A 13,581-nucleotide genomic window follows, 5' to 3' on the forward strand; every position below is an offset into this window, starting at 1 on the left:
TGCCAACGACAAAGACACCGACGGAATCGCCACCGCGCTCCGTGCTGTACGAGGCGCAGAAGTCGCGATCTTTTTGCGCCAGATGCCCTCCGGCAAGATGCGAGTCAGCCTGCGTGCCCAAGACCCCTGGGATGTCGCCTCTGTCGCTGCACAGTTCGGCGGAGGCGGCCACCGCCTCGCCTCCGGCTGCTCCCTAGACGGCCCCCCTGAAACCGCCATCGCCGCCCTTCTCGCCGCCCTGACCGCTTAAAAATCCATCTTTTATGTTGCTGAACTCCATTGATGACTACCTAGCTGCGGCTCCGGCACGTGCTTGTGATGTGGAGAGAATCGGGCCATACCAGCTCTACTTCCGCCGCGACTCGGACATGCCCGAGATTTCCTACGCGCGCCCCGTGCGTGGGGAGCGTGAGGGGACGCTTGAGGAAATAATGGCGATGCGTGCTGCATTCGTGGCACGAGGGCGGCGATCGCGCTGGGAGTATCTGGAGGAGCTAAACCCGAAACTGGCGGCACAGCTTATCGCGGCAGGCTTTCCCGCTCCCACACCGCGCCCCCTCCAAGTCGTCACCCGTGAGAGCTTTCGTCCGGAGACAAGTGCGCTGGCGGAGGTTCGCCCAATCAGCCTCGACGAAGTCCAGCCTACCGATGCGATGCTCGCGGCGGCGTTTGGAGGAAATCCCGCTGAGGCAGACGGCTCATTCCTGCGCGGGCTTTTGGAGAGTGGCACGTGCGCCATCGCGGCATTTGTGGACGGTAAGCCCGTGGCCGCAGGGTTGCACTCGCCTGTCGGGGTGACCACGGAAGTCGCAGGCGTGGCGACGGCTCCTGAGTGGCGACGGAAAGGTCTAGCAGGAGCCGTCACCAGTGCCTTAGTCACCGATGCCTTTGCACGAGGCTGCACCTGCATCTTTCTCAGCGCAGGCGATGAAAGCGTCGCACGTGTCTACGGACGGCTCGGGTTTGTCCGCGTGGGAACCGCACTCGATACCATACTCCCCACCGACTAACAGATTCTTCCGCGCTTGGCGGCGAGGCCGTGTGCGATGGGTTTTTCGCCGTTGGGGCCACACACCCAGCGGTCGTCTACGGGCGCATCGGCGCGCTGGTAGCGCGTGTCCGACGAGAGCCGGATCGTGTCGCCCTGGTTGTCGAGGCTGGCATGGAGGGTTGCCATGGAGAAGATCAGCACATCGCCCATCTTGTAGTCCGTGGTGAGCCAGCGCCCACCTAGCTGCTGCTGGAGTGCGGGAGGATCGTGAGAAAACGCACCGTCCCAGGCTTCGTGGGTTTCGGGGTGCTCCCAGTGCAGCTTGCCCGTGCGCACCGCCTCTGCCGCCGGGCCGTTTTCGCAGTAGGAGTCCACGTCCTGAGAGAGATACTCGCCCGTGATGTCGTGGCGCTGGTGAGAGCTCTCTAGCACGATCAGCCCCCCGACCGAGAGGGGGATATCGCCCAGCGGAGTCCAGGCGGTGTAGAGCTGCTTGGTCCCACGGCCCATGTAGACCATGTCGCAGTGGGGCGCCGTCCCACCGCCTGGTGTGACCGCACGCATCCAGGTGAAGTCGTAGTGGAGCACGGGGCCGCCCAGGAGTCGCTCCATTATCTCCATCATAGAGCCATCATAGAGGACGGTGAGGAGTGGGGTATTTCCCTCCGCGAGATCTGCCCAGAAATACGAGCCTTCACCGCCACGCCGTGGGATTGCCTCCATCAGGTCGGTCTCTGGCTCAATGCGACCCGCATCTGCGAGCCGTCGGACACACTCGCGCCGTGCCTCTTTTACGTCTTCGCGGTTGAGTGCTCCCCGAAAGAAGAGATAGCCGTCTTCTGCCATGCGCTCACGGAGTGCGGGGCCATCGAGCAGTATTTCGTTCGATTCCCGAAGCTCCCCAAACGTGGTCTCACTAATTTCCAGCTCTTTTCGTTGCGATGATAGTTTCATAGATATTTAAAAAGTATTAAACCAAAGGCTACTCGTCTTGAGCTTCCCCTGTTCGAAGTCCATCACTAGCCAAGTGCTCCCGCAATCGCCAAAGTTTCCACAACACCCGTCATGGAGTTTGAGATAGCCTGTGAAGTTTGTGGCAAGTGGCGCAGTGATCTCCTGAAAGGAGACCGAACTTGCGCCACCAAAGAGTCGTCCCTTGTCACGGAACTGCTCCTGAATCTCAGTGGTAGACATTCCTGCATGAAGCTTTTGTTGATAGCCGATATAGGTTATGGGTGTAAGTGATTGATTGTAGAGGGCACTATTTACTGCTTTGAGAGCCGAAGATGCATCTTCAGCACGACTGGCAAAGGTGATACCTACCAACGCGACAAGTAAGCTTCCCATGCCAAGGCTGGACCATTTGAGGAATTTTTTCATGGAAGCAAGTCTTGGTGGTAGAGAAGCGGGTTGAGCGGGCTCGCAACTTTCTCGCCGGGCTTTTGGCCGGGGAACCAGCGCTTCAGATCGTTCTCACGGTTGCCGTGATCCGGGACACTGATCGTGGCATCGTCTTCCAGATAGATAATGGTCATCACTTCACGGGTACGCTCTAGATCGGTGTTGCCCGGCGCACCGTGGAGAGTCCAGCCATTGTGAAACGTCGCATCGCCCGCCGCCATGTCCCCCGCGTAGGAAAGTGCGTAGCCCTTCTCCTGGATCATGCTGTCAAAGCGAGCCTCTGAGTCATCGGAGATATTCTCATGGCCAAGGTAGCCCAGCGCCTGTGAACCCGAGGCAAAGCGCATCGTCCCCATCGCCGCCGAGGCATCCACGAGAGGCATCCAGAGCGTCACACACTTCACCCCGTCCAGAGGCCAGTACTGCTGGTCCTGGTGCCAGGGAGTATGCCCCCCCTTGGGCTCTTTATAGAGTGCCTGATCGTGGTAGAGGCGCACACCATCCACGCCCATTAGTTCTGCGGCAATCTTAGCAAACCGCCGGGCCATGACAAACTTCTTGACATCCTCCGAGATCTCCCAGATATTGGAGAACTGGATAAACGCCTTGCCGTAGGTGTCGCGCTGCTCAATCGGTGCGTAGCGCTTGGCAAACTCATTGATCATGCTGGTAATGACCTCGCGGTAGGGCATCACTTCATCAGGAGCAGCCACAGAGCGCAGCAACGCCCAGCCATTTGTCTGGTAGTGAGCAACTTGCTCAGGAGAAAGAGGGTAGTCGGAGTTAAGTTCTGGCAACATACCCGTAGGATAACAAAACAAAGTGGCCTCCGCAAGCGCGGAGGCCACAACGTTGTGCTTCTTACCACTTTTAGGGAGCAGGCAGTGGTGACGGAATTACCACGGCGGGGTCTTGTGGGACGAACTCGAAGGTATTCTCCACCCCACGAACACGCACCAGACCGGGTGTATCGTCCGCGTTCGCGCCTGAGGCCACGGCACCTACCGTGATCGAGAGATCCGAATTGACGACGGCCATGTCATTGACGCCCGGTAGAACTACCGTGTTGACAGTGCCATCCGTATTGCGAATAGGGGTGACATTGCTCGCAATGATCGTCCCATCCTCGCGGAAAGCAGGCATTGCGGAGTCTTTCTTAACAAGGCCCACGGGTTGTGAGACCGGGACAAAAGTCATGCTGTCACCCGATAAAACGACACTGTATACGGTACGCTGAGGTGCCTGAGCGGGCGTGAGGTTTTTCAGATACGTGCCATTGATCGCATCACGTACAAGAGTCAGCGTCGAGCCTGTTAGGACATAGCTACCATCCTCCGTGCCGCGCAGGCCGATAAGGCGATAACGTCCCTTGCCCAGCGAGGTTGCTGTGCCAAAAATCAGGGTCTCATTGCTACCGCAGGTGTCTACTACGATGCTGTTAATGGTCAGCTCACGGGTATTCGGAGCCAGAAGCGACTTCGGGTCGGGGCAGCTCACGCGAGTGCCTTCAATGCCGATATGGGTACGTCGCCAGATTCCCGCAACACTACGGGATAGGGTTGGGGGTGGAACCGCAGAGTCGCTGCTCCCGCCACTGCATCCCGCCATAACGACAGAAGCCAAGCCGAAGATGCTCCCACCAATACGAGCTCTCATGGAATATGCCAAACTATGCCTCCTCAAGATTCGTCCTAATATACCACGCCGTATGGGCAAATCCCTCCTAAAAGAACGAGGAATTTTTTAGAGGATTTTTGAAAAGGAAATCAGGGCTTTGGACGTGAACCTTTTATCATGACAATCACAGAGGCATTGTATGAGCTGGGTGTCCGCGATGACACCCTGAGCACCGACGAAAAAGCACAGCTAGATCGTGAGGGGTTTCTGTCCCTTCCGGGAATTCTGGATGTCGCGACTGTTGCCGCGATGAACCAACGACTCGCCGAGCTGCTTGATGAAGAAGGGGAAGCGGCCGGAAAAGAGGTGCATCAGGAGCCAGGAACCAACCGCTTGGCAAACCTGGTGAACAAGAGCGCACTGTTCCTGCCGGGCTACACCCACCCACGGGTCTTGGCGGGAATTGCCCATGTTCTTGAAGGAGACCTAAAGCTCTCCTCGCTCAATCACCGCGCGGCACTACCCGGACAAGGGCTACAAGGGCTCCACGCCGACTGGAGCGGGGCGACGGCTCCAGGACAGTTTTACGTCTGTAACTCAATCTGGCTCCTGGACGACTTTACTCCCGACAACGGGGCGACTCGTGTGGTACCCGGCTCGCACAATAGTGGAAAAGCGCCGCACGAAGAGCTGTCTAGCCCCACAGATACCCATCCGCGTGAGCAGCTTATTCTGGGGTCAGCGGGGACGGTGGTGATCTTCAACAGCCACACCTGGCACGGAGGGACACTCAATCACACAGAAAAACCACGCCGCGCTCTGCATTCCTACTTCACGCGCCGTGATCAGCCACAGCAGACCAACCAGCAAGCCTCTCTTCATCTCAATACCATCGCTTCTCTTTCGGAAGCGGCCCGTGTTGTTTTAGAAGTGACTCTACCGTAAAGATACCGGGGCACTCCACCGAAAACTGAAGTGGAGAAACTCAGAAATGACGGTTTTACGTATCGAAGAAGGGGGAGTGGGGACAGCCGCACTCGAAGTGAAGGGGCTCTCGGTAGCCTACAAAAATGGGATGTTCAAACCCACCAGACGGGTGGTGCACGAGCTGTCGTTCTCCGTGCAGCCCGGTGAGGTGGTTGGCTTTCTGGGCCCCAATGGCGCGGGGAAATCCACGACTATTAAAGCGATCATGGGCTTTGTCCTACCCGAAGTGGGTGAGGCCACGGTCTTTGGACTGCCTGCAGGAACTCCTGAAGCCAAGGCGCATATTGGGTACTTACCTGAAGTGGCGCTCTACTATCCGTTTCTAACGCCGCTGGAGACCCTGCGCCTCTATGGGAAGCTTCAGGGACTCGGTGGCAAAGCACTGGAGACAGAGTCGTTGGAGCTTTTGCGCCGCGTCGGGCTAGAAGGTCGGGAGAAGCAGCAGCTACGCACATTTTCTAAAGGCATGCAGCAGCGCCTGGGAATTGCACAGGCACTGCTGGGAAAACCCGCTCTATTAGTACTTGATGAAGTCTCTAGTGGTGTGGACCCGATTGGCCGTCGCCATCTCCGTGAGCTTCTTGGAGAAGTGCGGCAGCAAGGAACCACGATTTTCTTCTCTTCTCACGAGCTGGATGAAGTTGCCCAGCTCTGTGACCGTGTGATTCTCATTTATGGAGGGCGCGTGGTGGACGAGCATATTATGGACTCGCACCTGCGCTCTGGGATTGGCTCCCCGCTGGAGACATACTTTGTGGAGACGATGGAGCAAGCCGCCCAAAAGGCCGCATAAACCAAGTTAAGTAAAAAAAGCTCCCCTGGTTGTTGGTTACAACTAGGGGAGCTTTTGGTTTTAATCGTTGATACTGATCTTGTAGCGGAAGGTCTGGGAGTTGGTGACCTTCTCACCGTCACGCAAGGCTGGTCGCCACTTCCACCGCCGCATGGTCTTGAGCACTAGAGCATCAATCTCACTATCACCGCTGCCTTGAATCAGTTCTTCGTCATGACTACCATCGGCGTTTACGGTTACTCGGACGCGCAAGTTGGCGTTGAAGGAGCGCTTCTTCATCTCAGGGGTGAGATCGGGAGCAGGATCAGATGTGCGCTCGGCGTCTTTGTTGATCTTGGTGATATCTCCCGTGCGCTTGACATCCACTACCTCACCGTCTTTTTTCGTGGGCTTTTTGCCCCCACCCCCCGAGCCGTCGGAATCTACACCCGCATCGCCACCGCCCGCGGAGCGTGCTGAGGCACCGCCGCCGCCGCCGCCACCTGCGCGACCCGCTTCACCCTTGGGGCCACTGCCGCCACCGGTTCTTCCGCCCGTGCCCGCTGCACCTGCGGCATTCCCACTGCCTGTGGACAGACCGGAGCCACGCCCGCCGTCTGAGGCCTCACCGACGCTGCTACCCTTGCCGGAGCTATCGGAGAGACGGCTATTGCCCGTGGCTGGGCCACGCCCGTTTCCCGAACCTGCGCCTGAGACGGAGGCGTTACCCACACCCGAGGAGCCCAAGTTACGTCCCCCGCCTGCGCCTGCACTGCCTGTGGACTGACCACTGACCCCGCCGCGACCGGATGAACCCGTCGCTGTGGCAGAACCGCGGCCACCACCACTTGTTTCCAGGCCTGACTCACGGCCACCTTCGGATGCTGCTCCCACACTGCCTTTTCCGGAGCTGTCGGAGAGCCTACCCGTTGCGCTGACAGGGCCACGTCCTTGCCCCACACCGGAGCCTGAGACGGAGGCCTCTCCCACCGTGGTTGAGCCCGCACTCCGGCCACCACCCACACCTGCGATTCCAGCGGACTGACCGCTCACACCACTACGACCCACCGCAACCGACGAGGCGACGGTTCCACGAGTGCCTTGAATCGTTGCCAGACCAGGATTCGCGCGCCCCTCATCCGACATTGCCGAGGTTAAGGTGGCCTTGGAGTCCGACGAGAGCGAGGTGTTCCCAATGGCAGGGCCGCGCCGTCCGACAAACGAGGGGGCAGAAATCGAGGCTACGGAGGCGGCATTCGGCGAGTTGCTGGCAAAACCACCACTTCCTCCACGAACGGAGCCGCCGCTTGTGCCTGCAACGCCGGAGCTACGGGAAATATCGGAGGGGCGGTAGTTGGAGGCGGCGGGAGTGCCTCCTCCGCCCACGAGCATTGCCCCAGAGTCCGCTCGCTCACTGGTTGCCGAAACGCCAGAACGTGAGCCGCCACCGGCAAGAGTCGCTCCGCCTCTTAAAGGCTGCCTGCTTGCGGAAGCGCCATTGGAGGCGCTGATTCCCGCGCTGAGCTCACTGTTACTCGCGGCTTCACGAGATCCTCCCGCCGTTCGTGCGGCGGAGTTACTCTGGCCCGTAGCGCTTCCCCCCAGGCTACCCGGAGCGGCGCTGGAGATGCTTGATGTCACCGAAGCGGCATTCGCCGAGCGCACTTCACCAGGCCGACGCTCTGCCGCTGCGGTGCGCAGCGCGGTCTTCGTTGCGGGTTTGGAAGGCTCAGTGCTGGGATCTGGCGTGACAGGCTCAGGCACCGGAGTGGGCTCGGGCTTGATAGCTTCCGGCTCCGGTGTCGGCTGTGGCTTTTCGGGATCGTCTGGCTTTTTCTGCTCCGGCTCTGGCTTCTTGGGATCGGGCTTTGCTTTTTCTTTCTTTTCCTCAATCTTAGGCTTCACGGGAGTACGCTTGACACGCACCTGTCGCTTGGGAGCAGGTGTGGGCTCAGCCTTTTTAGGCTCAGGGCGGATCTGAGTGCGATCATCAAACACAAGCTCAATCGCCTTGGCGACGACGGGTGCTGGTGGTCTTTCTGGTTCGCCGCGAAGAACACTTGCGACATTGATGCCGATCATTGCGGCGACATTGATGCCAAGGGATGCCAGGAGCGACGCCATAAAACGTCGGCCTGCATCATCCTCGGGAATATTGATAAGTTGGGCGATTACGCCATGGTCAAGGTTTGCCATAAAAGAACTCCTGTAGATTTAACCGCCCGTAAACTTCGGGTCGGTTGCGATGGAGAACTTGCGAAACTTGACGCGGCGTGCTGCGTCAATGCAGTCTCGAACTAACGAGTAGTGGATCTTGCGATCTGCGTTGATAACGATGATCGCATTCTCCGGAGTAAGGGGCAGGTTATTTGCATCCACCTGTCCCTGAAGCTGCTGAACCAAAATGCCCTGAAGCTCTTCAAGATCTTTTGCAGTGATTGTTTTGTCAACAATCATCTCTCCATTTTCTCGAAGAGTGACCGTGACACGTGCCACCGCCTGAGGGTCTTGATTTGTCGAGGGCGGAAGCTTTACCTGGGCACCTTTCATGTCAATGACATTAAGAGAGGCTAAGATAAAGAAGACCAACAAAAAGAACATCGTATCAATCATGGGAATGATCTCAATCTTGGTCTTTTTGATCTGGCGGCGTTTGATGTACGGCATTATTTTAGACCTTCTTAACGGATCGAGAACTTCTCGATCTTAGCGCTCCGTGCATCATCTACCGCATTGATGACATTCTCATGAGCGGTTTCGGGGTCGGGGGAGATCACGACCGTGACTTTCTCAAGATCGGAAGGACGAGCCGGGCGTCCTAACTGTCCATCAATGAGCTTATAGAGATCGGCACTACAAGAGATACCCTTCGCGAGCTTGATGGGCACTTGTTTCGCACCACCATTGAGGGTCTTGTTGCCGTCTTTATCTATCTCTATCTCCAGCTTGACATCCTCCGCCTTTTTGACAGAGGGGGAGTTTGGGGCTGCGGGAGGCAGATCCAGGTTGAGGCCGCGGAGGTCTATGATATTGAGTGAAGCCAGAACGAAGAACACGAGTAGGAAAAACATCGTGTCGATCATCGGAATGATCTCGATCTTCGTATGTTTGGCTTCCCGTTGACCGCTGAAACGCATGACTATCTCCTTGAGAAAACACAAACGGCTCGTTTAGCGTGCAAACGTTCCGCGTGCTTCCAGGGCATTGATCAGCTTCGTCGCCGCTTGTTCGGACTCCGCGATAATCCGAAGGCGTCGGGATGCAAAGTAATTGTAAGCGATAAAGCTCACAATCGCAATAAGAATTCCCCCGGCTGTAGCGTAAAGTGCCGTTCCCACGCTCGGTAGAATTGCCTGTTTTGTCTTGTCATCGTTTGCTGCTGCATACTGAACAAAGACCTGGATCATCCCGATGATCGTCCCAAAGAGCCCCCAGAGAGGCGAGAGGGTGGTGATCGTATCCAGAATCGGCAAGTATTTTTCGAGAACCAGGAAGTACTCCTCAGCCGCTTCCTGAACTAAGCGCTCCACCTCATGGACGGGGCGCTTGGCATTGGAGAGAATGACGCGGGCAATGGCCGCAACCGGGCCGGGTTGATCGTTGACAGCACGGAGAGCTTCGTTATCACGCCCTGCTTTTACGAGATCAAGCGCTTCTGTCATTAGTCCCGAGTTGGTTGCACCGTACTTGCCGAAGGCGATAATGCGCTCAATGATGACCATCAGGCCAACCACAGACATCAGCAAAAGAACAATGGCGATAAACGGCTCGCGTTTGAAAAACTCAAACAGCGGATTGGACCCCATAATGAATCTCTCCCCTAAGTATCTCGGTATTGCGAGATAAAGTTACTTTAATTTCACTCTTAGCTTTGGCAAGTCCAGGGAGAAAATTCAGGTTCTCCCCGGAATTGTACAAATATTAGAACTTGCCCAAGAGTGTTAAGACCAAGCGGCGACCCTGCTGGAAGCGTGTTCCGCCGAGCGATGTCGTACCCGTTGCTGCTGCTCCCTGCGCGAAATTGAGAGCGTTGCGTGAGTTTGTTACGTTCTCAACACCAAACTCAATCGTATGCAGGTTGCTGATCAGACGTGGCCGTGTTCGGAGGCGCAGATCAAGCTGATCAATAGGGGCACGTGTGCCACCCAAAGTGGTTACCGAGGATTGAAGCCCACTGCCATGGTAGTAAGTCAGCGCTAGCTGAGACTGATCCCGTAGCTGGTAGCCCGCTCCGACATTGACAGTCTGTTGCTGGTCAAACTCTTGGGGGACCATCCCACCACCGGTTAGAGCGCGACGCTTTGCATTACTGCTGGTATACGAAACATATCCACTGAGTCCGGAGCTAATGGCATCTAGTGCACCTGGCTGCTGATCGAGGGTTCGTGGCTTGATTTCATAGAGCATCTCAAAGCCATTGATCGTTGCATTCCCTTGGTTTACCATAGAGAACGCACCTGCCTGCGGACCTTGAATCATCTGTTGCCAGCCGTGTGCATTTTTCAGATCTTTATTGTAGCTAGAGAGGCGTATGGTCTGACCACGAAGCTGCTGCTCAACGCTGAAATCCAATTGGTCGTTGGTTTGAGCGGCGACAGGAAGGGGTGTTGTGCCTGACTGACCAAGCCCGATGGCTCCTTGTCCAATTCCGGGTGTGGTGACGATTCGGTTGTAGCCAACGCGAAGCACCATCGGCTGATCTTTACCCAGGCTCTTAATGAGGCCCTTCGGAAAGAGATACAGGGCATTTAGGCGCGGAGATACCATACTCTCCGAGCGCTTCGTATCATAACTCGCGCGGGGATCTGAGGCAGCAAAGCGAATCCGCTGATCTTGTGAGAAGTTCTCGACACGAACCCCCACATTCAGGCTAAGCTGTTTCGTTGCGGTGTAGGTATCCTGAAGATAGAAGGCACTATAGCCACCTGTGCGGCGGATTAGCATTGAGGGCCAGCTGGTGTTATTTGCATTGGCACGGAGGCTGTTACCCACATACGGAAGTGCTGTAACGGCGTTGGCAGCTGCCTGACTCATAGGAACAAACTGATAGGTCTCGTCTCCCTTAAGATCTTGCGCGATTACTCCAAATTTGTAGGCGTGCTGGCTGTCACTATCTCCATAGTTAAAATCGGCTTGAACCTGGCCCTGGGTAAAATTCAGGGTCGTTGCGGGGTTGTACTCAATGGAGTAGTTTGCCGGAAGTGTGGAGGCAGAGTAGGCGGCTCCGGTTGTCAGCGGATAGCCGAGAACGTTTCGATTGGTGGTGTCCTGACGTGTATCCGCACCACCTATGGAGATCGTCCCCTTTAGCTTGGGAGAAAATGTCCGTTTAAACTGGAGAGCGTAGAAGTTGTGGTTATCTGACTGACGGACATTATTGCCCAGAATTTCCTGGCTTGCCGCAAAGTTGGTGCCATCTTGGAAGTTTACACGCGGGAAGTCCGTCGCATTGCTGTTGCCTCCAAAGCCATATCCCTGGCCGCGATTGATAAAGGATGACGAAAGTCCCTGCCGGTTGGAGACACCATTTCGCGCACCGCTACTTCCGATAAAAGCGGAAGCCTCGGCTTTCTCACTAAGACGATAGCTAAACTTTCCGAGCAAGCTCTCCGAAGTCCCTTTGTTGTTCGACATCTGCCGCTGTGGCTGGGGAGACTCCAGAAAGTTGTCTGTATCACGGCGCGAGTAGGTTAGGACATAGCCCGCACGGGAGTCGGGATTGGTCTCTTGCTTTCCTGAGCTGTTCAGATGGGTACCGAGTTGACGGCTAACAGTGAGGGTTTGGGAGGTTCCTCCGTACTCTTCTCCACCGAAGGCATACTCGAAAACTGGGGCGAGGGGGCTCTTGTATGCTCCTATCGCAGGACGCAGTGAGGTCTCTAGAATCGTGCTACCACCGCCAAGGCTGGCTGCCAAGTTCCCCGTGCGCACTTTGATGCCCTCAATCATGTCCGGGGTCAGAATCTGTGCGGCGCGTCCTGACAGGAGCGAGGGAAGCTGGAAGCCATCAATATAAAACGTCCCATTGTCCGACTCACCACGCGGATGAAGGCGGTTCTGGCTATTGGGAACCATGCCGGGCACAGATCGTAGCGCCTTGCTGAGGCTTTGGCGGTTCCCGACACCATTGGGGAAGTACTGAAGATGCTCACGATCACGCGATGTATAGATACTCGGGTCGCTAATATCAATTCGCACAACCCGATTTACCAAAATCGTTTCTATCTCACCCTTTTGCTCTAGCTTTAGCTCGACCTCAATGGTTTGATTGTCTACGACAGCAATCTTGCCTATCAGCTCTTTATAAGAAATCCCATTGACAATGGCGGTGATCTTGTATGTTCGTTCTCCTGAGTCCAGATCTCCTGTCGTCACAAGACCGTTGGCAGCAGTATTAAACTGAATATCATCAAGGTCGCGCGGTCCTGCTTTGATAACAATCGTAGCTCCCGGCAGGACTGCACCATTTTTGGCGTCCACGATTTTGAACTTGATCTGGCCATCTGCCCAAGCGGCTGCCGCTGGGAGAAGAAGACTGAGGGCACTCGCAGTTGCCCAGATACTGCCACGACGGGCAAAGCGTTGGTGTGTGTTACGTTTTTTCATTGTGGTTCCTGGGATCAGAAACTCCCCTAGGCAAAAATTGATTCCGGTAATTGTACGAGCACCCTTAGATGCTGTCAAGCGGGCTGTTATCATTGTTCCTTCAGTTGCGAGGAAGTTCCTGCTTATTTCGTGCCGAACCCCTCTACAATGAATTATCTCACAGGTGTACTATATCTTTGCCCAAAAACAATAAAAGCCAGGCCGCAGTGCCTAGCTTCTTAATAGGGGAGATGGCAATGTTGCCCTAGTAGGCACCACGTCCTAATAATACTGCCGGAATGGCTCGCAACAGAATCATCAGATCTGTGCGAAATGAATGGTGTTTGACATACTCCATATCGAGCTCAAGCCAGCGCTCAAATGTCAGCCCTGAGCGGCCCTCAACCTCGCGGAAACAGATCAGGCCAGGAGTGACACTCAAGCGTTCCATGGGGTAGTCGGTATAGGAATCAATCTCACTCTTGAGGTGTGGGCGTGGTCCAACCAGTGTCATGTCGCCTTTTAGAACATTCCAGAACTGAGGTGTTTCATCTAACGACGTTCGCCGCAAAAGGCGACCAATCCGAGTGACACGCGGGTCATTTTTCATCTTGAAAATTGGCCCTGATGCTTCATTTTGAACAGCTAGCTGTGCCTTAAGGGCATCGGCATTGGTGACCATGCTCCGAAACTTATAGAACGTAAACTGCTCGCCATTCTTCCCGACACGCTTCTGGCGGTAGATAATGGGACCACGATCTGTGGCGTAGATAATAAGTGCAATCAAGGACAATGCGGGTAGCAACAGAAGTAGAGCAAGTGATGCGACTAAAATATCAAGGCAACGTTTCGCGCCGCGAGACACGCTTGAACGCTTGGCATGCGTCGGAACCGAGAGGATCTCTACGGACACAGACATGTTTCCTTTCTGATTCTGTGTAGTTTCATTGTTGTTTGATGAGTAAGAGACAGTGTTTTCCAAGGGAGGCATGTATTTAGCCTGTGCTATTATCCCCCGATTCCCTTCGGTTTCAAACTTCGATTGTGGCACTGTGTGAAGAGTTCCTCAGAGGTGATCGTTTTTTTTCTGGCTGGGCTGAAGATAGACAGTCTCACCAGGACGGTGATAACCTCGGGAACGGGCAATTGCTTCTATACCTTCCGAGGACTTGAGATAGGCCAGATGTTGAGCATATTTTGCATTTTCGGCATGGCGCTCACGGAGTCG

At 55.6% G+C, this 13,581-nt stretch carries 14 protein-coding genes; 4 read left to right on the forward strand and 10 right to left on the reverse strand.

Features of this window, described 5'->3' with window-relative positions:
- Nucleotides 1-250, forward strand: a 250-nt coding sequence (locus RMO15_RS12280; protein WP_309712721.1) for a DHHA1 domain-containing protein, incomplete at its 5' end; no start/stop codon positions are given.
- Nucleotides 251-263: 13 nt separating this feature from the next.
- Entirely contained in the window at nt 264-1,010 is a 747-nt protein-coding gene (locus RMO15_RS12285; RefSeq protein ID WP_309712724.1) for a GNAT family N-acetyltransferase, read from the forward strand.
- Here RMO15_RS12285 and RMO15_RS12290 read toward each other — a convergent pair.
- The 4 genes from RMO15_RS12290 to RMO15_RS12305 all read right to left on the reverse strand — a co-directional run bounded on the left by RMO15_RS12290 (nt 1,007) and on the right by RMO15_RS12305 (nt 4,048).
- Nucleotides 1,007-1,945, reverse strand: a complete 939-nt coding sequence (locus RMO15_RS12290) for a phytanoyl-CoA dioxygenase family protein (RefSeq protein WP_309712727.1) — start codon at nt 1,943-1,945, stop codon at nt 1,007-1,009. The two genes, RMO15_RS12285 and RMO15_RS12290, sit on opposite strands and share 4 nt — an antisense overlap.
- A gap of 6 nt (nt 1,946-1,951) precedes the next feature.
- Nucleotides 1,952-2,371, reverse strand: coding sequence for a hypothetical protein (locus RMO15_RS12295; RefSeq protein WP_309712730.1), 420 nt, complete (start codon nt 2,369-2,371; stop codon nt 1,952-1,954).
- Complete coding sequence (locus RMO15_RS12300) at nt 2,368-3,192, reverse strand: phytanoyl-CoA dioxygenase family protein (RefSeq protein WP_309712733.1); 825 nt, start codon at nt 3,190-3,192, stop codon at nt 2,368-2,370. Before RMO15_RS12300 ends, RMO15_RS12295 begins: the two co-directional genes overlap by 4 nt.
- A 70-nt stretch (nt 3,193-3,262) precedes the next feature.
- Nucleotides 3,263-4,048, reverse strand: coding sequence for a hypothetical protein (locus RMO15_RS12305; RefSeq protein WP_309712736.1), 786 nt, complete (start codon nt 4,046-4,048; stop codon nt 3,263-3,265).
- A 138-nt stretch (nt 4,049-4,186) separates the two neighbouring features.
- Between RMO15_RS12305 and RMO15_RS12310 the strand changes: the two genes are divergently transcribed.
- The gene (locus tag RMO15_RS12310) at nt 4,187-4,954 is read left to right on the forward strand and encodes a phytanoyl-CoA dioxygenase family protein (RefSeq protein WP_309712739.1); all 768 of its coding nucleotides are present in this window, start codon (nt 4,187-4,189) and stop codon (nt 4,952-4,954) included.
- Between the two features lie 46 nt (nt 4,955-5,000).
- The gene (locus tag RMO15_RS12315) at nt 5,001-5,789 is read left to right on the forward strand and encodes an ABC transporter ATP-binding protein (RefSeq protein ID WP_309712742.1); all 789 of its coding nucleotides are present in this window, start codon (nt 5,001-5,003) and stop codon (nt 5,787-5,789) included.
- Nucleotides 5,790-5,849: 60 nt separating this feature from the next.
- Here RMO15_RS12315 and RMO15_RS12320 read toward each other — a convergent pair whose 3' ends face one another.
- The 6 genes from RMO15_RS12320 to RMO15_RS12345 all read right to left on the reverse strand — a co-directional run bounded on the left by RMO15_RS12320 (nt 5,850) and on the right by RMO15_RS12345 (nt 13,266).
- Entirely contained in the window at nt 5,850-7,964 is a 2,115-nt protein-coding gene (locus RMO15_RS12320) for a TonB family protein (RefSeq protein ID WP_309712745.1), read from the reverse strand.
- 18 nt (nt 7,965-7,982) lie between these two features.
- On the reverse strand, nt 7,983-8,435 hold the full coding sequence (locus tag RMO15_RS12325; RefSeq protein ID WP_309712748.1) for a biopolymer transporter ExbD: 453 nt from the start codon (nt 8,433-8,435) through the stop codon (nt 7,983-7,985).
- Nucleotides 8,436-8,449: 14 nt separating this feature from the next.
- Complete coding sequence (locus tag RMO15_RS12330) at nt 8,450-8,905, reverse strand: biopolymer transporter ExbD (RefSeq protein ID WP_309712751.1); 456 nt, start codon at nt 8,903-8,905, stop codon at nt 8,450-8,452.
- A gap of 33 nt (nt 8,906-8,938) precedes the next feature.
- Entirely contained in the window at nt 8,939-9,574 is a 636-nt protein-coding gene (locus RMO15_RS12335; RefSeq protein WP_309712754.1) for a MotA/TolQ/ExbB proton channel family protein, read from the reverse strand.
- Between the two features lie 115 nt (nt 9,575-9,689).
- Nucleotides 9,690-12,374, reverse strand: coding sequence for a TonB-dependent receptor (locus RMO15_RS12340; RefSeq protein WP_309712757.1), 2,685 nt, complete (start codon nt 12,372-12,374; stop codon nt 9,690-9,692).
- A 244-nt stretch (nt 12,375-12,618) separates the two neighbouring features.
- Nucleotides 12,619-13,266 carry a sugar transferase gene (locus RMO15_RS12345; protein ID WP_309712762.1) on the reverse strand — a complete coding sequence of 216 codons (648 nt, stop codon included), beginning with the start codon at nt 13,264-13,266 and terminating at the stop codon, nt 12,619-12,621.
- Nucleotides 13,267-13,581 lie beyond the last annotated feature (315 nt).

This window comes from Armatimonas sp., from assembly GCF_031410135.1.
In the GTDB taxonomy this organism is placed as follows: Bacteria; Armatimonadota; Armatimonadia; order Armatimonadales; family Armatimonadaceae; genus Armatimonas.

Bases quoted from the DNA above. Each gene is read 5' to 3' on its own strand.
- RMO15_RS12315 (WP_309712742.1), top strand. From the start codon at position 5,001: ATGACGGTTTTACGTATCGAAGAAGGGGGAGTGGGGACAGCCGCACTC.
- RMO15_RS12330 (WP_309712751.1), bottom strand. From the start codon at position 8,905: ATGCGTTTCAGCGGTCAACGGGAAGCCAAACATACGAAGATCGAGATC.
- RMO15_RS12320 (WP_309712745.1), bottom strand. From the start codon at position 7,964: ATGGCAAACCTTGACCATGGCGTAATCGCCCAACTTATCAATATTCCC.
- RMO15_RS12335 (WP_309712754.1), bottom strand. From the start codon at position 9,574: ATGGGGTCCAATCCGCTGTTTGAGTTTTTCAAACGCGAGCCGTTTATC.
- RMO15_RS12285 (WP_309712724.1), top strand. From the start codon at position 264: ATGTTGCTGAACTCCATTGATGACTACCTAGCTGCGGCTCCGGCACGT.
- RMO15_RS12310 (WP_309712739.1), top strand. From the start codon at position 4,187: ATGACAATCACAGAGGCATTGTATGAGCTGGGTGTCCGCGATGACACC.
- RMO15_RS12305 (WP_309712736.1), bottom strand. From the start codon at position 4,048: ATGAGAGCTCGTATTGGTGGGAGCATCTTCGGCTTGGCTTCTGTCGTT.
- RMO15_RS12295 (WP_309712730.1), bottom strand. From the start codon at position 2,371: ATGAAAAAATTCCTCAAATGGTCCAGCCTTGGCATGGGAAGCTTACTT.
- RMO15_RS12300 (WP_309712733.1), bottom strand. From the start codon at position 3,192: ATGTTGCCAGAACTTAACTCCGACTACCCTCTTTCTCCTGAGCAAGTT.
- RMO15_RS12325 (WP_309712748.1), bottom strand. From the start codon at position 8,435: ATGCCGTACATCAAACGCCGCCAGATCAAAAAGACCAAGATTGAGATC.
- RMO15_RS12340 (WP_309712757.1), bottom strand. From the start codon at position 12,374: ATGAAAAAACGTAACACACACCAACGCTTTGCCCGTCGTGGCAGTATC.
- RMO15_RS12290 (WP_309712727.1), bottom strand. From the start codon at position 1,945: ATGAAACTATCATCGCAACGAAAAGAGCTGGAAATTAGTGAGACCACG.